Here is a 23,830-nt window from a genome sequence, read left to right as displayed (position 1 = left end):
CTGCCGATCCGCCGGAAAAAATGGCGAATCACGTTTCCAAACCGCTTTAAATCACTTAAACAGACTTATTGTTTGCGGTAACAGGAGCGTTCCGACCCGCCGCCCCCGAAAGCCCGCTTGACCGCCGCCCATCGGCGCTTAGGCTTTCCCAGGAGAAGACTTTGCTGGACAAACCCGTGACCGATCTGAGCGTTACCCCGAACATCCTGCAGGCCTCGATCCTGCGCCATCTGACCTTCACGGTGGGCAAAGACGCTCCGCACGCCAGCGCGCATGACTGGCGCATGGCATTGTCCCATGCGATCCGCGACCAGATTGTCGAGCCCTGGTTCGCCTCCACCCGCCGTACCTGGGCCGAGGACAAGAAGCGGGTCTACTACCTTTCGATGGAATTCCTCATCGGCCGCATTCTGGAAGACGCGACGATCAACCTGGGCCTTTACGACATGGCGGCCGAGGCGATGGCGCATTTCGGCCAGGACATCCGGGTGGTGATCGACGACGAACCCGACGCGGCGCTGGGGAACGGGGGTCTTGGCCGGCTTGCGGCTTGCTTCATGGAGTCGATGGCGACGCTGGGCTGCCCGGCCTATGGCTACGGCATCCGCTATGAGCATGGCCTCTTCCGCCAGCACTTCGACCACGGCCGCCAGATCGAGACGCCCGAGAACTGGCTGGCGCAGGCCCATCCGTGGGAATTCGCGCGGCCCGAAAGCGCCTATACGGTGGGCTTCAAGGGCCATGTCGAAAGCCGCGACGGCAAGGACATCTGGTATCCGCAGGAAACCGTGACGGCCGAGGCCTTCGATACTCCGGTTATCGGCTGGCAGGGCAAGTGGGCCAACACGCTGCGGCTATGGGGGGCGAAGGGGACGACGAATTTCGACCTCGAACGCTTCAACCGGGGCGACTACACGGCGGCCGCGGAACCGGAGACCCTGGCGCGGACGTTATCCCGGGTGCTGTACCCGGATGACACCACTTATCAGGGAAAGGAGTTGCGGCTGAAGCAGGAGTTCTTCCTGACCTCGGCCGCCTTGCAGGACATCCTGCGGCGCTACCTGTCCAACCACTCCGACCTGCGCGCCTTGCCTCGGCATGTGGCCATCCAGATGAACGACACCCATCCGGCGATCGCGGGGCCGGAGCTGATCCGGCTTCTGTCGGATGAGCATGGGTTGCCCTTCGACGAGGCGCTGACCATCGCGCGGGCCTGCCTGGGGTATACGAACCACACCTTGTTGCCGGAAGCCCTTGAAAAATGGGCGACTTTCACCTTCGGCAACGTTCTGCCGCGCCACATGCAGATCGTCGAGAAGATCGACAGCTGGCACCGCCGCGCCTATCCGAACCGGCCGCATTACGTGGGCATCGTCAAGCACCAGGAAGTGCGGATGGGCGAGCTTGCCTTCATCATGAGCCACAAGGTCAACGGCGTCTCGGCGCTGCATTCGGACCTGGTGAAGAAGAATTTGTTCCCGGAACTTAACGGCTTGCATCCGGGGCGGATCATCAACCAGACCAATGGTGTGACCCCGCGCCGCTGGCTGCGGATGGCGAACCGGCCCCTGTCGGCGCTGATCACCGAAAGCATCGGGCCGGGCTGGGAGGCGGACCTCGACCGCCTGCGCGAGCTGGAAGCCCATGTGCCAAACGCGGGCTTCCGCGAGCGCTTCGCGGCGGCCAAGCGCGAGAACAAGGTGGTGTTGTCGAACTGGATCGGGCGCGAAATGGGGATCGCGGTGTCGCCCGACGCCCTGTTCGACGTGCAGATCAAGCGCATCCACGAATACAAGCGCCAGCTTCTGAACATCCTCGAAACCATCGCGCATTGGCATCGGGTGCGGTCGAACCCCAAGGCGGGCTGGGTTCCCCGGGTCAAGATCTTCGGTGGCAAGGCCGCACCGGGCTATGCGGTGGCGAAGGAAATCATCCGGCTTATCAACGACGTGGCGCAGGTTGTTAATGCAGACCCGGTGACGGGCGACCTGCTGAAGATCGTCTATCCGCCGAACTACAACGTCACGATGGCCGAGCGGGTGATCCCGGCCGCGGACCTGTCCGAACAGATCTCGACCGCCGGGAAAGAGGCGTCGGGGACGGGCAACATGAAGTTCATGATGAACGGCGCGCCGACCATCGGCACTTTGGACGGCGCGAACGTCGAAATCCTGCAGGAAGTGGGGGTGGAGAACTTCTTCCTGTTCGGCCTGACCGCCGAGGAAGTCGCCAAGCGCCGCGAGGACCCGGACCATGCCAAGAAGGCCATCGAGGCGAGCCAGCCCCTTATGGATGTGCTGCAGATGATCGCCGAGGGGCGGTTCTCTCCGGACGAGCCGGGGCGGTATCACGGCCTCGTCCACCGGGTCTGGCATCACGACTACTTCCTCGTCGCCGCCGACTTCGCCGCCTACCACGCGGCGCAGGGCGAGGTGGACAAGGCCTATCTCGATACGGACCGCTGGTGGAAGATGGCGGCGATGAACACGGCGCGGAGCGGGTTCTTCTCATCCGACCGGACGATCCGCAGCTACATGGAAGAGATCTGGCAGGCGACATCCGCGCTCTGACAGGCTTTCGGGAGGGGAAGCATGGCTGAGACGACACTCGACAGGGGCGCGGCCGAGGCGATTGCCGGGGGCTGGCACGGCGATCCGTTCGGCGTCCTGGGGCCGCACAAGTCGGGGAAGGGCTGGGAAATCCGGGCCTTCGTGCCGGGGGCGGACCGGCTGTGGGTGGTCTCGGGCAAGACCGAGCTCGAGGCGGTGCCTTATCCGGGCCTGCCTGGGCTGTTCACCTGCCCGATGGCGCGCAAGGCTCAGTATACGTTCCGTGCGGAAGGGCATGGAACGACTTGGGAATTCGAGGACCCGTATCGCTTCGGCCCGGTGCTGGGAGAGCTTGACGAATACCTTCTGGGCGAGGGCAGCCACCGCCGCCTCTGGCAGGCACTTGGCGCGCATGTGATGACGCATGAAGGCGTGGATGGCGTGCATTTCGCCGTCTGGGCGCCGAATGCGGAACGGGTCTCCGTCGTGGGAGACTTCAACGTCTGGGACGGGCGACGGAACCCGATGCGGAGACGGGGTGCGACGGGGGTGTGGGAGATCTTCATCCCCGGCCTGGGCGAGGGCACGACTTACAAATACGAGATCAAGGGGCCGGGCGGCGCGGTGATGCCGCTCAAGGCCGATCCGGTGGGCTTCGGCTCTGAACATCCGCCCGCAAATGCCTCGGTTGTCAGGACAATTCAGGGTGACTGGCATGACGGCGACTGGATGGAAGCTCGGGCCGCGAAGCACACCATCGACGCGCCGATCAGCGTGTATGAGGTGCATCTCGGGTCGTGGCGGCGGGCGCCGGGCGACCGAATGCTGAGCTATCTGGAGCTCGCGGAGCAGCTGGTCGACTATGCCGCCGACATGGGCTTCACCCATATCGAATGTCTGCCGGTAAGCGAGTTTCCCTTTGACGGCTCCTGGGGTTATCAGCCGGTGGGGATGTTCGCGCCGACGATCCGGCATGGCACGCCGTCGGAATTCCGCGCCTTCGTCGATGCCGCGCACCGCAAGGGACTGGGGGTGATCCTGGACTGGGTGCCGGGGCATTTCCCGACCGACGCGCATGGGTTGGGCCGGTTCGACGGCACGGCGCTGTACGAACACCAGGACCCGCGCGAGGGGTTCCACCAGGACTGGAACACGCTGATCTACAACTACGGCCGGGTCGAGGTGAAGAACTACCTCGTCAGTAACGCCTTGTATTGGCTGGAGGAATACCACGTCGACGGGCTGCGGGTCGATGCCGTGGCCTCGATGCTGTACCGTGACTACTCCCGCAAGCACGGCGAGTGGATCCCGAACAAGGATGGGGGCCGCGAGAATTATGAGGCGATCGACGTCCTGCGGTCGATGAACATCACGACCTATGGCGAAGTGCCGGGGATCCTGACGGTGGCCGAGGAATCGACGGCCTTCCCGGGCGTTAGCCGTCCCGCGAACTGGGGCGGCCTGGGCTTCGGGTTCAAGTGGAACATGGGGTGGATGAACGACACCCTGTCCTACATGCACAAGGACCCGATCTACCGGAAGTACCACCACGGGCAGATGACCTTCGGCCTCGTCTACGCCTGGTCAGAGAACTACATCCTGCCGATCAGCCACGACGAAGTGGTCCACGGCAAGGGCAGCATGCTGTCGAAGATGCCCGGCACCGCGTGGGAGAAATTCGCCAACCTGCGCGCCTATTACGGGTTCATGTGGGCGCATCCGGGGAAGAAACTGCTCTTCATGGGGCAGGAGTTCGCGCAGGGGGCGGAATGGAACCACAACCAGAGCCTCGACTGGCATCAGCTTGATATCCCTGAACATAAGGGGATGCAGCGCCTGGTCCGCGACCTGAACCGGGTCTACCGCGAGACTCGCGCGCTGCATGTGAACGACACGCGGCCCGAGGGCTTCGCCTGGATCGAGTCCAACGATGCCGAGGCGGGGGTCTTCGCCTGGGTCCGCAAGGGTAACGAGGGCGACAAGCAGGTGGTGGCGGTGGTGAACATGACTCCGCTGGAACGCCAGTATCGCCTCGGTCTGCCGGCGGCGGGCAAGTGGCATGAAATCCTGAACACCGACGCCGAGATCTATGGCGGGGGCAACCGTGGGAACCTGGGAGGGGTGACCACGGAAAAGACGCCTTGGCACGGCCAGCATCAATCGGCGCTTGTCACGCTGCCGCCGCTGTCGGCAATCTATCTGCAACAGGATTAGAAGTCGGCGGGAGAACCGCCTTGGGGGAGGGAAGTGCGATGAAACCAAGACCGAACCAGCGCCTGTCGAGCCAGGCTATGGCCTTTGTCCTGGCGGGCGGACGCGGCAGTCGGCTGAAGGAGCTGACCGACCGGCGAGCGAAACCGGCGGTCTACTTCGGGGGTAAGACCCGGATCATCGACTTCGCGCTGTCCAATGCGCTCAACTCCGGCATCCGGAAGATGGCGATTGCCACGCAGTACAAGGCGCACTCCCTCATCCGCCACGTCCAGCGCGGATGGGGCTTCTTCCGGGCGGAGCGGAACGAATACCTGGACATCCTGCCCGCCAGCCAGCGGATGGACGAGGTCAACTGGTACCGCGGCACGGCGGATGCCATCGCGCAGAACATCGACATCATCGACAGCTACGGTGTGAAATACGTGATCGTGCTGGCGGGCGACCACATCTACAAGATGGATTACGAGATCATGCTGCGCCAGCATGTCGAGCAGGCCGCCGACGTGACCATCGGTTGCCTGACCGTCCCGCGGATGGAGGCGACGGCCTTCGGCGTCATGCATGTCGACGAGACGCTGCGGATCACCGATTTCCTGGAAAAGCCGAAGGACCCGCCGGGCATCCCAGGTGATCCGGACCATGCTCTGGCCAGCATGGGGATCTATGTCTTCGACTGGGCCTTCCTGCGCGACCTGCTGATCCGCGACATGCAGGACGACAACTCGACCCATGACTTCGGTTTCGACCTGATCCCGCAGATCGTGAAGAACGGCAAGGCCGTGGCGCACAAGTTTGCCGACAGCTGCGTCATGAGCGGGCTTGAGACCGAGCCCTACTGGCGCGACGTGGGGACGATCGACGCCTTCTGGCAGGCGAACATCGACCTTACGGACTTCATCCCCAAGCTTGACATCTACGACAGCGCCTGGCCGATCTGGACCTATGCCGAGATCGTGCCGCCCGCCAAGTTCATCCATGACGAGGATGGGCGGCGCGGGTCGGCGGTCAGTTCGCTGGTCAGCGGGGACTGCATCGTCTCGGGTTCGTCGGTGTCGAACTCGCTGCTGTTTACCGGGGTCCGGACGCACAGTTTCTCCAGCCTGGAATATGTCGTGGCCCTGCCGCAGGTCTGCGTGGCGCGGAAGGCCCAGTTGAAGAACTGCGTGATCGACCGGGGGGTGGTGATTCCCGAGGGGCTGGTGGTCGGACAGGACCCGGAGGCCGATGCCAAGTGGTTCCGGCGGACCGACAACGGCATCGTGCTGATCACTCAGGACATGCTGGACGCCCGGGCCAAGGCGCTTGGCTGAGGGGCTGGACCTTGCCCGGAGGTCGCGTTACCCCCGGGCAGGAAGCGTTTGAAAGGCAAGGCGAATGGGCGGTCGGGTTCTGTCGGTGGCCTCGGAATGCGTCCCGCTGGTGAAGACCGGCGGGCTTGCGGACGTGGTGGGGGCGCTGCCCTCCGCGCTGAAGCCGACAGGCTGGGACATGCGGGTGCTTTTGCCCGCATACCGCGCCTTGCGTGCCCGGGCCGCCAACTGGCCGGTGGTCTGGGAGGAGCCGGACCTTTGGGGCGGGTCGGGCCGGGTGCTGGCGGGAGAAGAAGCGGGGGTGCCGCTGCTCCTCCTCGACGCGCCGCATCTTTATGACCGGGAGGGCGGGCCCTATTCCGGGCCGCAGGGCGAGCATCCCGACAACGCGATCCGGTTTGCGGCGCTCTCCTGGGTTGGATCCCGCATCGCGCGCGAGGGGCTGGAGGGGTGGAAGCCCGACGTGCTGCATGCCCATGACTGGCAGGCGGGGCTGGCGCCGGCCTATCTGGCCTATCATGGCAATGGCGGGTGCAAGTCGGTCATCACAATCCACAACATCGCTTTCCAGGGCTGGGCACCCGGCCACATGCTGGGCACGCTGCGCCTGCCGGGACATGCCTTCCACGCCGATGCGTTAGAGTATTACGGCGGAATCTCCAGCCTGAAGGCGGCACTGGTGACGGCGGACTGGATCACGACCGTCTCGCCCAGTTATGCGGCCGAGATCATGCGGGAAGAGTTCGGCATGGGCCTGCAGGGGGTCATTGCCAACCGGGCCCAGGTCGTGTCGGGCATCCTGAACGGGGTGGACACGGAAAGCTGGTCGCCCCAGGTCGAGGACCCTCCGTTCGGGCCCAAGGCTTTGGCGGGGAAGGCAGCCTGCCGCGCCAAGCTTTGCGAGGAGTTCGGGCTGGAGGTGCCGGGGCCTCTGGCGATCGTCGTCAGCCGTTTGACCGACCAGAAGGGGATCGACCTTCTGCCGCAGGTCGTCCCGGATTTCGTGGTGGGTGGCGGCGGGCTGATCGTGCTCGGCTCGGGCGAGCCGCACCTGGAAGGCGCCATGCGCGATCTTGCCGCCCGCTTCCCGGGGCGCGTCGCGGTGCAGATCGGCTATGACGAGAAGCTGAGCCATCGGCTCTTCGCCGGGGCGGATGCCGTTCTGGTCCCCAGCCGGTTCGAGCCCTGCGGACTGACCCAGATGTATGGGCTGCGCTATGGGACGCTTCCGGTGGTGTCGATGGTCGGCGGGCTGGCGGACACGGTGATCGGGGCCAATCCGGCGACGCTGGCGGCGGGGGCCGCGACGGGGGTCACCTTCCACCCGGTGGACGCGCTGGCCTTCGGGCGCGCGCTGGACCAGCTGCTGGAAATCCATCGCCAGCCGAAGCTTTGGGCCAAGCTCCGCGCGAACGCGATGGCGCATCCCGTCGGGTGGGAGACCTCGGCCGCCGCCTATGCGAGCCTCTACGAAAGGCTGGTCGCGTGACAGCGCAGGCCGTTTCGCTGCCCGCGCGGCTGCAGGGCCATGCGGTCGGACCGGGCCGCCCCTGGCCGATGGGCGCGTCGCTCACCGGCGACGGCGTGAACTTCGCCGTCTTCTCGGCCCATGCCGAGCGGATCGAGCTGTGCCTCTTCACCCCCGACGGCCGCAAGGAGATGTGCCGCCTGCCGATCATCGAACGCGATGGAGACATCTGGCACATCCATGTCGGCGGGCTGACGGTGGGCACCGTCTACGGCTTCCGCGCGCATGGCCCTTACGCGCCGGAACAGGGACACCGGTTCAACCCGAACAAGCTTTTGCTCGACCCCTATGCCCGCGCGCTGGAAGGGCGGCTCAAGTGGTCGGACGCGTTGATGGGTTACAAGATCGGCTCGCCGCGGGGGGACCTGAGTTTCGACACCCGCGACAGCGCCTTCGCAGTGCCGAAGGCGGTGGTCACCGACAGCTCGTTTACCTGGGGCAACGACCAGTCGCCCCGGACGCCGCGGATCGACAGCGTGATCTACGAGGCGCATGTCAAGTCGATGACCCAGCTGCATCCGGGGGTCGAGAAGGGCCTGCGGGGGACCTACCTCGGCCTCGCCTCGGATGCGGTGATCGACCACCTCTTGAAGCTGGGCGTCACGGCGATCGAGCTTCTGCCGGTGCAGGCCTATATCGATGACCGGTTCCTGGTCGCCAAGGGTCTGCGCAACCACTGGGGCTACAACACGCTGGCCTTCTTCGCCCCCGAACCTCGCTACATGAGCCAGGGCGCCCTGTGGGAGTTCCAGACCATGGTCCGCCGCTTCCACGCGGCCGGGCTCGAGGTGATCCTGGACGTGGTCTACAACCACACCGCCGAGGGCGACGAATGGGGTCCGACGTTGTCCTTCCGCGGACTGGACAACGCGAGCTACTACCGGCTGTCCGGGGGCGGGCGGACCTATGCCAATGACGCGGGCACCGGCAACACGCTGAACCTGACGCATCCGATGGTCTTGCGGATGGTCATGGACTCGCTTCGCTACTGGGTCGAGATGACCCATGTCGACGGCTTCCGCTTCGACCTGGCCACGGTCCTTGGACGCGAGATGCATGGCTTCGACCCGAACGGCGGCTTCTTCGATGCGATCCGGCAGGATCCGGTGCTGTCCCGCGTCAAGCTGATCGCCGAACCCTGGGACATCGGTCCCGGCGGCTATCAGCTGGGGTCCTATCCGCATCCGTTCCACGAATGGAACGACAAGTTCCGCGACGGGGTCCGGCGCTTCTGGAAGGGCGACGCGGGGATGACCCGCGACCTTGCCGCCCGCTTCCTCGGCAGTGCCGAACGCTTCGACCATTCAGGCCGCGCGGCAACCTCTTCCGTCAACTTCGTCACCAGCCATGACGGTTTCACGCTGGAAGACCTCGTCAGCTACACGATCAAACGCAACTTCGCCAATGGCGAGGACAACCGCGACGGCCACCATGAGAACCATTCGGACAATCTTGGGGTGGAAGGGCCGACGAAGGACCCCAAGGTGCTTTCCGCGCGGGCCTTGCGGAAGCGGAACCTCTTGGCCACGCTGATGCTGTCCCAAGGCGTGCCGATGCTCTTGGCGGGGGATGAGATCGGGCACTCCCAGGGCGGCAACAACAACGCCTATGCCCAGGACAACGAGACCTCCTGGATCGACTGGACCAAGGGCGATGCCGGGCTAATGCGCTTTGTGCAGCGGCTGGCGGCGCTGCGGCGCGATCTTCCCGTCCTGCGGCAGCGGCGATTCCTGCACGCCCGCAAGCGTCAGTCGGACGGTCTGCCGGACGTGATCTGGCGGCGCGCCGACGGGACGGTCCCGCAGTCCGAGGAATGGCACGACCCCGCCTTCCGCTGCCTTTGCGTGGAGCTGCGGATGCAGGCCGAAGGCGGCGATCCGAACCCCGAGGCGGTCTTCGTGGTTTTCAATACCGGAGCGGCGTCGGGCCTGCACCTGCCCGACACTGCGCCGGGGTGGGAGCTTCTGCTCGACACCACGCGGCCGGAACTGGTGCCCGATGGCAAGCCGTCGGACTTGACCCAGGCGCCTGCGCAATCCGTACTGCTGTTCCGGTCCCTGACCGGCAAGGGAGGAAGACCATGACCCAGATCACCACTGTCGCGACGCAACCCATCGCTGGGCAAAAGCCGGGGACCTCGGGCCTGCGCAAGAAGACCCCGGTCTTCATGGGGCGGCACTATCTGGAGAACTTCGTCCAGTCGATCTTCGACGTGGTGGGCGCGGCGGGGAAGACCTTTGTCCTGGGCGGCGACGGGCGATATTTCAACGACCGCGCGGCCCAGGTGATCCTGCGGATGGCGGCGGCCAATGGTGCGGCGCGGGTGATCGTGGGGCAGGGGGCGATCCTCAGCACTCCGGCGGCGAGCCATCTGATCCGTCTGAACAAGACCGACGGCGGGATCATCATGTCGGCGAGCCACAACCCCGGCGGGCCGGATGAGGACTTCGGCGTCAAGTTCAACATGCCGAACGGCGGGCCTGCTCCCGAAGGGGTCACCGAGGCCATGTACAAGCGGACCACGGAGATCACCGATTACAAGGTGCTGGAGGCGCAGGATGTGGACCTGGGGACCGTCGGGCGGCACCAGCTGGGCGCGATGGTGGTGGATGTGGTGGACCCGGTCAGCGACTACGCCGCGCTGATGGAGAGCCTCTTCGACTTCCCCGCGATCCGCGCGATGTTCGCGGGTGGGTTCCGGATGCGGATGGATTCCATGTGCGCCGTGACCGGTCCTTACGCGGTGGAAATCCTGGAAAACCGGCTCGGCGCGCCGAAGGGGACATGCGTCAACGCGACCCCGCTGCCGGATTTTGGCGGGATGCACCCCGACCCCAATCCGACCTGGGCCAAGGCGCTGATGGACGAGATGTTCTCGGATGCGGCCCCGGACTTCGGGGCGGCGAGCGACGGGGACGGGGACCGGAACATGGTCGTGGGGCGGGGGATCTACGTCTCGCCGTCGGACAGCCTCGCGGTGCTGGCGGCGAATGCGCATCTGGCGCCGGGCTATGCAAAGGGGTTGGCGGGTGTCGCTCGGTCGATGCCGACCTCGGCGGCGGCGGACCGGGTGGCCGATGCCCTGGGGATCGGGAAGTACGAGACGCCGACGGGATGGAAGTTCTTCGGGAACCTCCTCGATGCAGGAAAGGCCACGATCTGTGGGGAAGAGTCCTTCGGCACCGGGTCGGACCATGTGAGAGAGAAGGACGGGCTCTGGGCGATCCTGCTGTGGCTGAACATCCTGGCGGTGCGGAAGCAGTCGGTGGCGGAGATCCTGCGCGAGCACTGGGCAAAATACGGGCGGAACTACTACAGCCGCCACGACTTCGAGGCGATCGAGGTGGCGAAGGCCGACGCGATGTTCGCAGCCCTGCGCGGGTCGCTGGCAGGGCTGGTCGGGCGGCAGGTCGAAGGGATGACGGTCCGCGCGGCGGATGATTTCGCCTATACCGACCCGGTGGACGGCTCGGTCAGCCAGAAGCAGGGGGTGCGGGTCCTGTTCGAGGATGGCTCGCGCATCGTCTACCGGCTGTCGGGGACCGGGACGGAAGGGGCGACGCTGCGGGTCTACCTGGAACGCTACGCACCTGGGCCGGGTGGCCTGGACCTCGATGCGCAGGAGGCGCTGGCGGGGGTCATCCGGGCGGCGCACCAGATCGCGGGGATCGCCGGGTATACCGGGCGGACGGCGCCCGACGTGGTGACCTGAAAGAGCGCCGACAAACCGGCTGTCCACGCAGGACAGATTCCCGGTCCCTTGAAAAACAAGGGGTTATGCGTGGGCATTAGGGTGGGGTTAACCGTTTCCACGCTGCATCGGGGCGGGCGTAGCGGGCAATGGGGCCGGGGGCAAACCCCGCAGAACCCGGGGTCGAGAGCCAGCTTTCGACGGTCACTTCTCCGTGCCCCAGCGTGACCAGCGCCAGGTCGTTGGCGCTGGTCTTCCGACGGGTGGAAATCGCGGTGCCTACCTGCAGGAACAGGACCCCGGCAGCGGTTTCGGCGAAGCCGCCATGCGGCATGTGGGTATGGCCCGAAAGCACGACGTCGGCCCCTGCCGCAGCCAGAGCCACAAGGGCCGCAGCGGGGGCGGCCATGTCGGCGGGCGTGCCGTCAGCGGCGGGCACCGGTGCGTGGTGCATCACGGCGATGCGTATCGTCCCCGGCGGTGCTGCAGCAAAGGAATGCGCCAGGCGTTGCGCCGAAGCGGGGCGCAGGCGGCCCGCCTTCCAGACCAGCGGATCGGCGGTGTTCACCCCCTGCAGCACGGCCCCGGGGAGCGTCACTGTCGGCTCAAGCTCCGGCCCCATCGCGGCCCGGTAGCGGGCGAAGGGCGCGGCCAGCCGAAGCGCGAGGTTGTGTAGCGGCATGTCGTGGTTTCCCGGCACGCAGAGCACCGGGCCGGGCAACTGGCCAAGGAAGGCGCGCGCGGCGGCGAACTGGCTGGCCCGCGCCCGCTGCGTCAGGTCCCCCGAGACGACGGTCGCGTCGGGCCGGAGATCATGGGCCAGCGCCAGCACGGGCTCGACCAGGCGCGCATCGACCGCCCCGAAATGGATGTCTGACAGATGCAGGATCCGGGTCATGCCTTCCGCGCCGCCGGATTGTCGGGGGGCAGGATCACCTGCAGGTCATGCTCGGCGATCTCGATCCGGAGCGGCAGGCGCACCTTCAGCTTTTCGCCGTCCAGCGCCACCGAGATCCGCCGCCGACCCGGCACCGACACCCCGATCTCCCGCGGGGTCGAGACGATGACGTCGCGCCCGTGGTCCACCTTGCGCCGGATCAGCTTCCAGGCCAGCCGCAGGAAGCCGAGCCGGGTCTGCTGCGGGGCCAGGAACATGACGAACCGGTCGTCCGAGATTGCCCGCGCCCCCTCCAGCCCGAACTGGTCCAGCTGGTAGGCCGAGCGCGCGACGAACAGCATTGGCGTGCGGATGCGGTGCTGCGTCTCGTCCTGTTGCAGCACCATCCGGTACGGCCGCTGGAAACGCAGGATCGTCCGCAGCGAGGCGATATGGGCGAGGATCCGGTAACGCCCGTAGCGGGCATAGGTGGCCTCTCGTTCTTCCAGGATCGCGGGATAGAGCCCGATGGCCACGTTGTTCAGGAAGACCCGCCCGTTCAGGGTGCCCACAGCGATGTCATGCGGCGCGCCGGACAAGATCGCGCGGGCGGCGGCCTCGGGGTCCTCCGGCATTCCAAGGCCGCGGGCGAAGTAGTTGAAGGTGCCAAGCGCCAGGACCGCCAGCGCCACGTCGGTCCCGGCCAGCGCATGGGCGACGCCCGCCACGGTGCCGTCCCCGCCGGCGGCCACGACGATGCGGAAGCCGTCTTGGACGGCGCGCCTGGCCTCGTCCGCCGGATCGCCCGAGAAGGACCGCAGCTCGGCCCGGGGGCCGAAGACGGCCATCGCCCGGTCGACCGCACCAGGGTTGCGCCGCGCCGTGCCGGACCGCGGATTGGAGAGGACGCAGATGTCAGGTCGGTCTGGCATGGTCCCCTCCGGCTGGGAAGGACTTAGGTGCGCAGGCCGGTTTCTTCCAGAAGGCCCAGGCGCTTTGCCTCATAATAATAGCCGCGGGCGTACCAGCCGACGGCCGCGTCCTCGGAGCCGCCTGACACCATCCAGGCCCCGCGCAGGTACTTGCCGGCATACATCAGGTTGGTTTCCGCATCGAGCAGCCCCTCGGGCGGGCCCTGGTAGCCCATCGTCCGGGCCGTCTGCGGCAGGATCTGCATGAGGCCATAGTAGGGGCCGTTCCGCGCGCCCGGATTGTAGCCGCTTTCGCGCTGGATGACCCGGTGGAGAAGGCTTTCCGGGATGTCATGGATGTCGGCATATTTTGCGACGAGCGCCATCATCTCGGGGCTCGCGCCGGGTGCGATGGGCGCGCGGGTCACGCGTTCGGACTTGCGGCCGCAGGCGGCAAGGGCGGCGGCGCTGGCGCAAGCGAGAAGGCTGCGACGGGTCAGGGTCATGCATCGGCTCCGGTTTCGGACAACCGAGGGTTAGCGACGCGGGGCAGCGGACGCAACCCGGGGGGTGGGGGACTGGGCGGCAACCGGCGCGGCGGCGCACGAGCCGGGGAACTTCGCCCGTCATCGCCCGGTTACAGTGCAGGTGCGGAAGTCGCCCAAGGCCCGGGCGCGCGATCACGCGCTTGGGGGTTGCCAAGGCAGGAACGCCAGATATAGTTTTCGGCAACGGGGCGGGACTCCCCGCCCTGTGGCCGGATGGTCTACGGGCGAAGCGCGGAGTCTTTGACGGAATGGACGGCGATTTCAGAACCCAGTTCGTGCGCGATCCCGCGGCGCTGAAGCATTACCCTGCGCTGGTGCTGAACGCCGACTATCGCCCGCTGTCCTATTACCCGCTCAGTCTCTGGCCCTGGCAGGAGGCGATCAAGGCCGCTTTCCTGGACCGCGTGCAGATCGTCGCCGAATACGACGCCGTGGTCCACAGTCAGCGGCAAGAGTTCAGGATACCCAGCGTGGTCGTCCTGAAGGAATTCGTAAAACCCCAGAAGCGCGTGGCCTTCACGCGCTTCAATCTTTTTCTGCGGGACGAATTCTGCTGCCAGTACTGCGGCGCCAAGGGCGACTTGACCTTCGATCACGTCCTGCCCCGGTCGAAGGGCGGCATCACCAGCTGGGAGAACGTCGTCGCGGCCTGCAGTCCCTGCAACCTTCGCAAGGGATCGCGGACGCTGAAGCAGGCGGGGATGTATCTGAACCGGCTGCCCCGCGCGCCCTCGGCCGAGGAGATGCAGGCCCACGGCCGCCGCTTCCCGCCGAACCACCTGCACGAAAGCTGGATGGACTACCTCTACTGGGACGCCGAACTGGAGGCATGAGCCCGGCTGCAGGCTTGTGAAGGTCGGGATTGGCGACCGAAGCGCCGTGCGAAGTGCTTAACAAACCGGAACCGGAGTGCTCTCCTGCGCTTTTGGACGGGGAGGTGTGCGATGTTCACGGGACTGGAAGCCGCGGCGGTGAACCTGGGCGTCGCCCTTGGCTGCGGTGCGCTGATCGGGTCGGAGCGTCAGGTCCGGCAGCGGATGGCGGGCCTGCGGACCAATGCCCTGGTGGCGCTGGGGGCTGCAAGCTTCGTGATCTTCTCGGGGCTTTACCCCGACGAGGTCAGCCCCACGCGGGTCGCGGCGCAGATCGTGTCGGGGATCGGCTTCCTGGGGGCGGGGATCATCTTTCGCGACGGGTTCAACGTGCATGGGTTGAACACGGCGGCGACGCTGTGGTGCTCGGCCGGCGTCGGGATGATGGCGGGGCATGGCGCCTGGGAACACGCGCTTTTGTTGACCGCGATGGTGGTCTTCGTGAACCTGGGCCTGCGCCCGCTGGTCAAGCTTCTGAAGCGCTACACCCGAGCCGGTGTGCCGGTCTTGAAGGCCTACCGGGTGCAGGTCTCGGTCGACCCGGCGCAGGAGGCCGGCGTGCGCAGCCTGATGCTGCGGACCCTCTCGCTGGGCGGGCTGCACCTCTCGGAGATCGGCGTGGCGGCTGGAGAGGCCGGGCAGCTGGACCTGTCGGCGACGGTGACGGCCGAGACGGTGGGCGAAGTGGCGCTGGAACAGGCGGTGCAGCGGCTCGCGGCCGAACCCGGCCTGATGCGCGTGCGTTGGGAGGCGCTGGAGGACGGCTGATGTTCCCCCTGGGGTCCGGCAATGCTAGACAGGGGGCGATGCAGGCTGTAGAAGCCGCTCAATCGGTTGGCGTTAGCGCTAACATCGCCCTCGCAGGAGACGATCATGGTTTCGCGTGTCATTCCGGTCGATGTCTTCGATCTGGTGATCTTCGGAGGCACGGGCGACCTGGCGCGCCGCAAGATCCTGCCGGGGCTCTACCGGCGCTTCATGGCCGGGCAAATGGTGGCGGACAGCCGGATCATCGGGGCGGCGCGGGCCGATCTGACGGACGAAAGCTTCCGCGAGCAGGTGCGTGAGGCGCTTCTGGAATTCGTGCCGAAGGCCCGGCAGGACGCCGCCGCCATCGAAGGGTTCCTGGGACGGATCCACTATGTCTCGATCGATGCGACGGGGACGGGGGGCTGGGCGCAGCTGAAGGAGCTGATGCGCGACAATGTCGTGCGGGCCTTCTATTTCTCGGTCGCCCCAAGCCTTTTCGGTGACATTGCGCAAAGGCTGTCCGAGAACGGCATCGCCGACGCCTGGAGCCGGATCGTGGTGGAAAAGCCCTTCGGGCGGGACCTCGCGTCGGCGAAGGCCTTGAACGCGGTGCTGGCCAAGCATTTCAACGAGACGCAGATCTACCGGATCGACCATTACCTGGGGAAAGAGACGGTCCAGAACCTGATGGCGGTGCGCTTCGCCAACATCCTGTTCGAGCCGCTGTGGAAGGCCGAATACATCGACCACGTCCAGATCACCGTGGCCGAGACCGTGGGCGTCGATGGGCGCGGGGCCTATTACGACAAGTCGGGCGCGATGCGGGACATGGTGCAGAACCACCTGATGCAGCTTCTCTGCCTGATCGCAATGGAGCCGCCCTATCACTTCGACCCCGACGCGGTGCGGGACGAGAAGCTGAAGGTCATCCGCGCGCTGAAGCCCGTCCCGCATGAGGATATCGTGCGCGGGCAGTATGGGGCGGGCAAGGGCGAGAAGAGCTACGTCGTCCATTCCGAGAACCCCGCCTCGAAGACGGAAAGCTACATCGCGCTGAAGGTGCAGATTTCCAACTGGCGCTGGCAGGGCGTGCCCTTCTACCTGCGCACCGGCAAGCGACTGCGCGCGCGGGCGTCCGAGATCGCGATCACCTTCAAGCAGCCGCCCCACGCCATCTTCGACGACGCGACCGGCTGGCACGAGAACGTGCTGGTCATCCGGCTGCAGCCGAACGAGGGGATGAACCTGATGGTCATGATCAAGGAACCCGGCCCCGGCGGCATGCGCCTGATGCAGGTGCCGCTCGACATGTCCTTCGCCGATGCCCTGGGCGAAGTGGCGGAGGATGTGCCGGACGCCTATGAACGCCTGATCATGGACGTGATCCGTGGCAACCAGACGCTCTTCATGCGCGGGGACGAGGTCGAGGCCGCCTGGGCCTGGACCGACCCGATCATCCAGGGCTGGGAAGCGCGCGGCGACAAGCCCCAGACCTATGACCCCGGATCCTCGGGCCCCGAGGACGCGTTGATGCTGATGCACCGGGACGGCCGGCGCTGGCGGGAGATACGTGAATGAAGCTGGAGACCTACCCGGACCGCGAATTCCTGATGCTGGGCCTTGCGAATACCATCGCGGGGCAATTGGCGGATTTCCTGCGGCGGGAGGGGAAGGCTACCTTGTCGGTGCCGGGCGGAACGACTCCGGGTCCGATCTTCGACACGCTGTCGGGGGTGGACCTCGACTGGGCGAATGTAGCCGTGGTGCTGAACGACGAACGCTGGGTGCCCGAGACGTCCGAGCGGTCGAACACGCGGCTGGTCCGTGAGCGGCTGTTGCGCGGCCGGGCCGCACCCGCGCGTCTGGTGCCTTTGTATGCTCCGGCGGAGCAGCCGGAGGAGATGCTGGAGGCCTTGGCCGACGGGCTGAAGCCGCACCTGCCGATTTCCGTCCTGCTCCTGGGCATGGGCGCGGACATGCACACGGCAAGCCTTTTCCCGGGCGCCGACCGGCTGGAAGAGGGCCTGTCAGCCAATGCGCCGCTTCTGTTGCCGATGCGGGCCGAGGCGGCGGGCGAGCCGCGGATCACCCTGACCGCCCCCGTCCTGCGGGGCGCGTTCAACATCCACATCCTGATCACCGGGCAGGAAAAGCGCGAGGCCTTGGAGCGCGCGATGACCCTGACCCCTTCCGAGGCCCCCGTGCGGGCGGTTCTCGACAACGCAACCGTGCACTGGGCGGAATAAGATGGCGAAATGGGCAGACCTGCAGCGGCTTCACGATGTGAACAAGGGCCGCCATATCCTTGATCTGTTTGATGAAAGCCGGGCAGGGGAGTTCTCGGTCACAACTGACGGGATGCTGTTCGACTATTCCAAGACCAATATCGATGCCGCGACACGGCGCGCGCTGGTGACGGTGGCCGAGGCGTCGGGCGTGGCTGAAAAGCGCGCGGCGATGTTTGGCGGAGAGAAGATCAACGACACCGAGGGCCGGGCAGTCCTGCATGTGGCGCTGCGTGCGGGTGACGCCGACGTCATCAAGGTCGACGGCAAGGACGTGCTGCCCGAGGTGCGCCGCATCCGTGCGGCCTGTGCGGCGTTTGCGCGGGATGTGCGGTCCGGGGCGTTCAAGGGCCAGGGCGGCAAGATCACCGATGTGGTGAACATTGGGATTGGCGGCTCGGACCTTGGCCCGGCGATGGCCTATCTCGCGCTCGCGCCCTATGCAGATGGCCCGCGCTGCCACTTCGTGTCGAATGTCGACGGCGCGCATATCCACGACGTCCTGCAACACCTTGATCCGGCAACAACTTTGGTGATCGTGGCGTCGAAGACCTTCACCACCATCGAGACGATGACCAACGCCGACACGGCCAAGCGCTGGATGGGGGCGAAGGTGGCGAATCCCGCCGCGCAGTTCGCCGCCGTCAGCACGGCGGGTGACAAGACCGCGGCCTACGGCATTGATCCCGCGCGGGTTTTCGGGTTCGAGGACTGGGTCGGCGGGCGCTATTCGATGTGGGGGCCGATCGGCCTGTCGCTGATGATCGCCATCGGGCCGGAGGCGTTCGACCAGTTCCTCGCCGGTGGCCGGGCGATGGACCAGCATTTCCTGACGGCTCCATTCGCGGCGAACATGCCGGTGATGCTGGCCTTGGTCGGCATCTGGCACAACCAGCTGTGCGGACACGCGACCCGGGCGGTTCTGCCTTACGATCAACGGCTTGCGCGGCTTCCTGCCTATCTGCAGCAGCTGGAGATGGAATCCAATGGCAAGCGCGTCGCTATCGACGGATCGGACCTGAAGACCAACTCCGGCCCTGTCGTCTGGGGCGAGCCGGGGACCAACGGGCAGCATGCCTTCTACCAGCTGATCCATCAGGGGACGCGCGTCGTTCCTTGCGAATTCCTCGTGGCAAAGCGGGGTCATGAGCCGGACCTCGCGCATCAGCATCTGCTGCTGGTGTCGAACTGTCTGGCGCAGGCCGAGGCGCTGCTGCGGGGTCGCAGCCTGGACGAAGCGCGGGCGATCATGGCGAAGAAGGGCCTGACCGGGGCCGAGTTGGAACGCCAGGCGCGGCACCGGGTGTTCCCGGGGAACAGGCCCTCGACGGTGCTGGCCTATGACCAGCTGACGCCCTTCACGCTGGGCCAGATCATCGCTCTTTACGAGCATCGGGTGTTCGTGGAAGGCGTGATCCTGGGGATCAACTCCTACGACCAGTGGGGGGTGGAGCTGGGCAAGGAGCTGGCACTGGCGCTGCAGCCGGTGCTGGAGGGGAAGGCGGGGACCGCGGGCAAGGATGGGTCCACCGCGGCGCTGGTGGACTTCCTTCGGGCCTGAAACGCCCGATTTCTTTGAAGAAATCGGACCGGAGCCTTTGAAGGCTCCGATCCGGAAATTTCGAAATTTCCGGCGCTTACTTCAGCGCGACGGTGACGATGACCTCGACCTTGTAGTCGGGGGTCGCGAGCTTCGCCTCACCCGTGGCGCGGGCCGGGGTGTGGCCCTGCGGGACCCAGGTGTCCCAGACCGAGTTCATCTCGGCGAAAGTGGACATGTCGGCCAGCCAGATCTGCGCTGAAAGGATGCGGGTCTTGTCGGTGCCGGCCTTGGCGAGGATCGCGTCGATGGCGGCAAGGGCCTGGCGGGTCTGGTCGGCGACCGAGCCGCCGGGCTCGCCCAGCTGGCCTGCGACCCAGAGGATGCCGTTGTAGGCCACGGCCTCGGACATGCGGGGGCCGGTGCCGTAGCGGGTGATGTCGGTGTTCATGTGTGTCTCCCTGTTGGCGTCGGGCGGCTGGTTAGCCGGTTCCGGGGGCAAACGGAAGTCAGTTCACGCGACGGCAGTTGAACTGGTCGCCCGAGGCGCCCGATACCCAGGTCATCCCCGTCTCGGTCACGGCGGCCAAGGCGATGGAATAGCCATCGGCAAAGCGCAGGATGTAGTCGCGACCGTTCCGGGTGACGCTTTGCATCGGGAAGGTGTCCGACCCGTTGTTGTAGGTGGAATTGGTGAAGGTGAAGGTCTCGACGCCGCAATCCCAAGTGCCCACGAAGGCATAAGGCTCGATCGGGCCGCTGTCCTGCACGCAACCGGCAAGGGCGAGAAGGGGAAGGAGAAGAAGGCGAGGGGACATGGGAGGGCTCCGGTTGCGGTCTGCGCGAAAGGCTTAAGCGCCGGGAGGCCACTGTCAATCGCCGAGAAGGGATGGAGCGGGTGAAGGGAATCGAACCCTCGTCGTAAGCTTGGGAAGCTTCTGCTCTACCATTGAGCTACACCCGCATGGCTGTCGATTTAGCCATTCCCGCCGGTGAAGGCAAGCCGGTTGCGGGGGAAATCGGGGGCTGAGAAACACGAAGGGCCCGGTGATTTCTCACGGGCCCTCGTGGTGTTGGCTCCGGCGGTAGGGATCGAACCTACGACCAATTGATTAACAGTCAACTGCTCTACCGCTGAGCTACGCCGGAACACGGGCGGGTCTATAGCAAGGGCAGTAAAGGGCGGCAAGGGGCAAAAGGCGTGAAAGTGCGTCCGGTCCTACTTGCGCGTGAATTCGGCCGCGGGATGCAGGTCCGGATCGGCCGCGACCAGGTTTCTTGACGCCAGATCAATGAGATGCGCAAGGACGTTGCGCTCGGCCGCGGGCAAAAGATGGGGCGGGGTGTCGTGGTAGACGCGCCGGGTCAGCACCGGGATGGTTGCCGGAGCCGCTTCCAGCCCCTGAAGGATCTGCCTCTCGCGCTGGCGGCGGTGCGCGACCAGTTCGGCCAGGCGCGCAGCCGGGTCGGCGATGGCATCGCCATGGCCCGGCAGGAGCTGGCTCCAACTCTGGTTCGACAGGCGGTGAAGGGATGCCATGTAGTCCGACATGTCCCCATCGGGCGGCGAGACGATCGTGGTCGACCAGCCCATCACATGGTCGCCCGAAAAGAGGATGTCGCCAAGCGCAAGACACAGATGGCCGCCAAGATGGCCGGGTGTATGCAGCGCGGAAAGGCTGTAGTCCGGACCGTCGAGGCGCTCGGTATCCGCAAGCACGTGATCGGGGGCAAAGCCGTGGTCCAGCCCCTCGCCATGGGTGGAGAGGCTGGCTGCAAGGCGCGACATCAGCGCGCTGCGCCCCGCGGTCGCCGCGCCGAAGGCATGGACCGGCGCCCCCGTCGCGGCGGACAGCCGTTGAGCCAGCGCGGAATGGTCCAGGTGCGCATGGGTGACGATGATCCGGCCGATCCTCTGCCCCGGCGCGACCGCCTGCAGGATCGCCGCGAGGTGGCGGTCATCGTCCGGCCCGGGATCGATCACCGCCAGCTCGCTTCCGCCCACCAGCCAGGTGTTCGTCCCCTTGCCTGTCAGGGGCGAGGGGTTCGGCGCGAGAAGCTGGCGGATCGGGGGCAGACTGGTCATGGGCGGCGGGTTTCCAAAGAGATGCGGGGCGGATAGGCTGTCAGGCGATGTCGGTCTTTCAACGTCTCCTTCCCAGAGGTCTCTACGGCCGCGCGGCACTGATCCTGATCGTGCCGATCGTGGCGCTGCAGCTGTTGTTCTCGACCGAATTCATCCAGCGCTTCTATGAAGACGTGACCGGTCAGATGACGCAAGGTGTCGCGATCGATCTGGCCTTCCTTCTGGACCAGATCGAGTCCAGCCGTGATATCGCCGAGGCCAGGGCGCGGGTCGTGCCCCTGGCCGACGCGCTGGAGATCACTCTGACGGTTCCGGCCGGCCCCGACGCCCCCGTCGAGGACCGGCTTCCCATGATCGACCTCTCCGGAAGCACGATCATCTCCACCCTGCGTGAGCGTCTGCCCGGTCTGGTGGCCGTCGATCTGACCGGAGAGAATCGGCAGGTCGCGCTGCGCTTCGACACGCCGCTTGGACCTGTTGGTGCCGAGGTCAGCAGACGCAGGATGTCGGCGACCAATCCGCACCAGCTGATCGTCGTGATGGTCTTCGCGTCGGTCCTGCTTACGATCATCGCCTATGTCTTCCTGCGCCGGCAGCTTCGCCCCATCACCAAGCTCGCCCAGGCGGCCGAGGAATTCGGCAAGGGCCGGATGGTCGAGTATCGTCCCCGCGGGGCGCAGGAGGTGCGGGCCGCGGGGCGAGCCTTCCTGGACATGCGCAACCGGATCGAACGCCAGATCGAGCAGCGCACGCTCATGCTGTCCGGCGTCAGCCACGACTTGCGCACGCCGCTGACCCGCATGCGGCTGGCGCTGTCGCTGATGCCCGAGGATCCCGAGGTGGCGGCGCTGCAGGCCGATGTGGTGCAGATGGAGCGCATGGTGGACGAATTCCTGGCCTTCGTCCGCGGCGACGCGATGGAAGGGTCGCAAGCCACCGACGCCGTGGCGCTGGTCCGCGAGATTGCCGACAAGGCCGATGTGACGCTGGCGGGGATCGAAGGCACGCCGCAACAGGTCGAGATGCGACCCCAGGCCGTGGTCCGGGCGGTGGAGAACCTGGTCTCGAACGCGCAGCGCTATGGCAAGCGGGTCGAGCTGCGCCTGACCTTCCTGGAACGCAGCCTGCGCATTTCGGTCGAGGATGACGGTCCGGGCATTCCGGCGGACCGTCGGGACGAGGCGATGCGCCCCTTCACTCGGCTGGATGCCTCACGCGATCCGAACCGCCGGGCAGGTGTCGGTCTGGGGCTGTCGATCGCCTCGGATATCGCGATCAGTCACGGCGGCACGTTGCGGCTTTCGCAAAGCGCTGCCCTCGGCGGGTTGAAGGCGGAGCTGGTGATCGCGCGCTAGCCTATTTCGAGGCGCCGACCACGATGATCCAGTGCAGCTTGTTGTCCGGGGCCGGGCTGACGGCGATGCCGACGCCGACCTCGCGCGCCTTGCGCAGAAGGATGTTGTCCTTGTGCTTGGGCGAGTTCATCCACCATTCCACCGCCCGCGCGCCCGAGGCGAAGCCGCGGCCCGTGTTCTCGGCGGCGGTGCGGAAAGCGTATCCGGCCTTGCGCAGCCGCGTCTTCAGCGTGCCACCGTCCGAGGAGGTGTGGCTGATCGACTTGCGTTTGGCGTTATCGCAGGCATGGCCCTGCGCCGCCTTGTCGAGCTTTGCGGAAAGGACCAATGCGGGCAGGCCGCGTGCCTTGCGTTCGGCGTTCAGGTGGCTCAGCAACTCCTGCTGCATGGCGCTGGCGTTGCCGGGAACCGAACAGCCGGCCTGGGCGGCGGCGGAAAGGCAAAGGAATGCGGTTGCGGCAGCGGCCGCAAGGGTCAAGCACTTCGGCATTTCTGGTCCCCCGGTAGTGGCACCATTTCAGTTTCCGGATCAGTTGGGCCGGAATCAGGCAGAATGTGGCGTAAAGAGTGAAATATACGGGAATGGCCGCCCAAGAAACTCAACCTCTGGATGTGTGCGCGAAGTGTTGCCACCGGCCTGCGCAAACGTGACAACTGTTGCAGCGGGTTCGTGGCATGGTGCGCACGAAACGGGAGACGCCATGCTGGATGGAATGATCCGCGACGTGATCGACGCACCCTTGGACCGGGGCGGCCGCTGGCTGGCCGCGCGGGGGGCCTCGGCCGATGCGGTGACGCTGGTGGGCCTGGTCCTAGGCCTTGCAAGTGCCATGCTGGTGGCACTCGGTTACAGCGGCGCCCTCGTCGCGGCTCTGGTCCTTGCCAGCCGGCTGGCCGATGGGCTGGATGGGGCCGTGGCGCGCGCACGCGGCAAGTCGGATTTCGGCGGCTACCTCGACATCGTCTGCGATTTCACCTTTTACGGCGCGATCCCCCTGGCCTTCGTCCTGGCCGATCCGGCCAATAACGGGGCTGCGGGCGCCTTCCTGCTGGCCGCCTTCTATGTGAACGGGGCCACCTTCCTGGGTTACGCGATCCTGGCTGAAAAGCGCGGGATGGAGACGCGGTCGCGGGGCGAGAAGTCGCTTTACTTCACGGCGGGTCTGCTGGAGGGGACCGAAACGATCCTCTTCTTCCTGTTGATCGTCCTGGTGCCAGGCCTCTTCGTCCCGGCGGCCTGGATCTTCGGCGCCCTGTGCCTGGTCACCGCAAGCGCGCGCATGGCGCTGGCGGTGCGGACTTTCCGCTAGGCCC

At 66.2% G+C, this 23,830-nt stretch carries 20 protein-coding genes and 2 tRNA genes; 13 read left to right on the top strand and 9 right to left on the bottom strand.

Translation table 11 applies throughout. The annotated features are described in order from the left end of the window. Window positions 1-176 precede the first annotated feature (176 nt). The 6 genes from ACE3Q6_RS00845 to ACE3Q6_RS00820 all read left to right on the top strand — a co-directional run bounded on the left by ACE3Q6_RS00845 (window position 177) and on the right by ACE3Q6_RS00820 (window position 11,313). Window positions 177-2,570: a glycogen/starch/alpha-glucan phosphorylase gene (locus ACE3Q6_RS00845; protein ID WP_374426691.1), complete on the top strand. Its 2,394-nt coding sequence runs from the start codon at window positions 177-179 to the stop codon at window positions 2,568-2,570. A gap of 21 nt (window positions 2,571-2,591) precedes the next feature. Beyond that, on the top strand, window positions 2,592-4,763 hold the full coding sequence (gene glgB / locus ACE3Q6_RS00840; protein ID WP_374426688.1) for a 1,4-alpha-glucan branching protein GlgB: 2,172 nt from the start codon (window positions 2,592-2,594) through the stop codon (window positions 4,761-4,763). A 38-nt stretch (window positions 4,764-4,801) separates the two neighbouring features. Then, window positions 4,802-6,073 (top strand): glucose-1-phosphate adenylyltransferase, encoded by a 1,272-nt coding sequence (gene glgC, locus ACE3Q6_RS00835; RefSeq protein WP_374426685.1) that lies wholly within the window; start codon window positions 4,802-4,804, stop codon window positions 6,071-6,073. 64 nt (window positions 6,074-6,137) lie between these two features. Next, on the top strand, window positions 6,138-7,562 hold the full coding sequence (gene glgA / locus ACE3Q6_RS00830) for a glycogen synthase GlgA (protein WP_374426682.1): 1,425 nt from the start codon (window positions 6,138-6,140) through the stop codon (window positions 7,560-7,562). Then, window positions 7,559-9,685, top strand: a complete 2,127-nt coding sequence (gene glgX / locus ACE3Q6_RS00825; RefSeq protein ID WP_374426679.1) for a glycogen debranching protein GlgX — start codon at window positions 7,559-7,561, stop codon at window positions 9,683-9,685. The genes glgA and glgX overlap by 4 nt, the downstream gene beginning before the upstream one ends. After that, complete coding sequence (locus tag ACE3Q6_RS00820) at window positions 9,682-11,313, top strand: alpha-D-glucose phosphate-specific phosphoglucomutase (RefSeq protein WP_374426676.1); 1,632 nt, start codon at window positions 9,682-9,684, stop codon at window positions 11,311-11,313. Before glgX ends, ACE3Q6_RS00820 begins: the two co-directional genes overlap by 4 nt. Window positions 11,314-11,389: 76 nt before the next feature. Here the strand turns inward: ACE3Q6_RS00820 and ACE3Q6_RS00815 are convergent, their stop codons facing one another. From ACE3Q6_RS00815 to ACE3Q6_RS00805, 3 genes are read right to left on the bottom strand one after another with little or no spacing between them, the layout of a single operon-like run. Continuing rightward, window positions 11,390-12,190: a metallophosphoesterase gene (locus tag ACE3Q6_RS00815; RefSeq protein ID WP_374426673.1), complete on the bottom strand. Its 801-nt coding sequence runs from the start codon at window positions 12,188-12,190 to the stop codon at window positions 11,390-11,392. Further along, a complete protein-coding gene (locus tag ACE3Q6_RS00810; RefSeq protein WP_374426670.1) occupies window positions 12,187-13,101 on the bottom strand; it encodes a diacylglycerol kinase family protein in 915 nt (304 codons plus the stop codon). The genes ACE3Q6_RS00815 and ACE3Q6_RS00810 overlap by 4 nt, the downstream gene beginning before the upstream one ends. Before the next feature lie 23 nt (window positions 13,102-13,124). Beyond that, the gene (locus ACE3Q6_RS00805; RefSeq protein ID WP_374426667.1) at window positions 13,125-13,586 is read right to left on the bottom strand and encodes a transglycosylase SLT domain-containing protein; all 462 of its coding nucleotides are present in this window, start codon (window positions 13,584-13,586) and stop codon (window positions 13,125-13,127) included. A gap of 290 nt (window positions 13,587-13,876) precedes the next feature. Here ACE3Q6_RS00805 and ACE3Q6_RS00800 point away from each other — a divergent pair, with 290 nt between their 5' ends. The 5 genes from ACE3Q6_RS00800 (at window position 13,877) to pgi (ending at window position 19,096) form a co-directional block, all read left to right on the top strand. Further along, window positions 13,877-14,461, top strand: coding sequence for an HNH endonuclease (locus ACE3Q6_RS00800; RefSeq protein ID WP_374426664.1), 585 nt, complete (start codon window positions 13,877-13,879; stop codon window positions 14,459-14,461). Between the two features lie 111 nt (window positions 14,462-14,572). Beyond that, entirely contained in the window at window positions 14,573-15,268 is a 696-nt protein-coding gene (locus tag ACE3Q6_RS00795; RefSeq protein WP_374426661.1) for an MgtC/SapB family protein, read from the top strand. A 105-nt stretch (window positions 15,269-15,373) separates the two neighbouring features. Next, window positions 15,374-16,828: a glucose-6-phosphate dehydrogenase gene (zwf, locus tag ACE3Q6_RS00790; RefSeq protein WP_374426658.1), complete on the top strand. Its 1,455-nt coding sequence runs from the start codon at window positions 15,374-15,376 to the stop codon at window positions 16,826-16,828. Continuing rightward, window positions 16,825-17,496 (top strand): 6-phosphogluconolactonase, encoded by a 672-nt coding sequence (gene pgl, locus ACE3Q6_RS00785; RefSeq protein WP_374426656.1) that lies wholly within the window; start codon window positions 16,825-16,827, stop codon window positions 17,494-17,496. The genes zwf and pgl overlap by 4 nt, the downstream gene beginning before the upstream one ends. 1 nt (window position 17,497) lies before the next feature. Then, window positions 17,498-19,096, top strand: a complete 1,599-nt coding sequence (gene pgi, locus ACE3Q6_RS00780; protein WP_374426653.1) for a glucose-6-phosphate isomerase — start codon at window positions 17,498-17,500, stop codon at window positions 19,094-19,096. 76 nt (window positions 19,097-19,172) lie between these two features. On the opposite strand, the gene ACE3Q6_RS00775 is transcribed toward pgi, so the two are convergent. The 5 genes from ACE3Q6_RS00775 to ACE3Q6_RS00755 all read right to left on the bottom strand — a co-directional run bounded on the left by ACE3Q6_RS00775 (window position 19,173) and on the right by ACE3Q6_RS00755 (window position 21,161). Beyond that, window positions 19,173-19,526, bottom strand: coding sequence for a RidA family protein (locus ACE3Q6_RS00775; protein ID WP_374426650.1), 354 nt, complete (start codon window positions 19,524-19,526; stop codon window positions 19,173-19,175). 58 nt (window positions 19,527-19,584) lie between these two features. Further along, window positions 19,585-19,893, bottom strand: a complete 309-nt coding sequence (locus ACE3Q6_RS00770) for a hypothetical protein (RefSeq protein WP_374426647.1) — start codon at window positions 19,891-19,893, stop codon at window positions 19,585-19,587. 72 nt (window positions 19,894-19,965) lie between these two features. Beyond that, a tRNA-Gly gene (locus ACE3Q6_RS00765) sits at window positions 19,966-20,039 on the bottom strand. A 110-nt stretch (window positions 20,040-20,149) separates the two neighbouring features. Further along, a tRNA-Asn gene (locus ACE3Q6_RS00760) sits at window positions 20,150-20,224 on the bottom strand. 70 nt (window positions 20,225-20,294) lie between these two features. Continuing rightward, on the bottom strand, window positions 20,295-21,161 hold the full coding sequence (locus ACE3Q6_RS00755) for an MBL fold metallo-hydrolase (RefSeq protein WP_374426644.1): 867 nt from the start codon (window positions 21,159-21,161) through the stop codon (window positions 20,295-20,297). Window positions 21,162-21,208: 47 nt separating this feature from the next. Between ACE3Q6_RS00755 and ACE3Q6_RS00750 the strand changes: the two genes are divergently transcribed. Beyond that, complete coding sequence (locus tag ACE3Q6_RS00750; RefSeq protein WP_374426641.1) at window positions 21,209-22,516, top strand: ATP-binding protein; 1,308 nt, start codon at window positions 21,209-21,211, stop codon at window positions 22,514-22,516. A gap of 1 nt (window position 22,517) precedes the next feature. On the opposite strand, the gene ACE3Q6_RS00745 is transcribed toward ACE3Q6_RS00750, so the two are convergent. Continuing rightward, window positions 22,518-23,006, bottom strand: coding sequence for a CAP domain-containing protein (locus ACE3Q6_RS00745; protein WP_374426638.1), 489 nt, complete (start codon window positions 23,004-23,006; stop codon window positions 22,518-22,520). Between the two features lie 211 nt (window positions 23,007-23,217). On the opposite strand from ACE3Q6_RS00745, the gene ACE3Q6_RS00740 reads away from it, so the two are divergent. Further along, a complete protein-coding gene (locus ACE3Q6_RS00740; protein ID WP_374426635.1) occupies window positions 23,218-23,826 on the top strand; it encodes a CDP-alcohol phosphatidyltransferase family protein in 609 nt (202 codons plus the stop codon). Window positions 23,827-23,830 lie beyond the last annotated feature (4 nt).

Source organism: Tabrizicola sp. (assembly GCF_041913445.1).
Classification (GTDB): Bacteria; Pseudomonadota; Alphaproteobacteria; order Rhodobacterales; family Rhodobacteraceae; genus Tabrizicola.
This window is presented reverse-complemented; position numbering and strand designations above follow the sequence as displayed.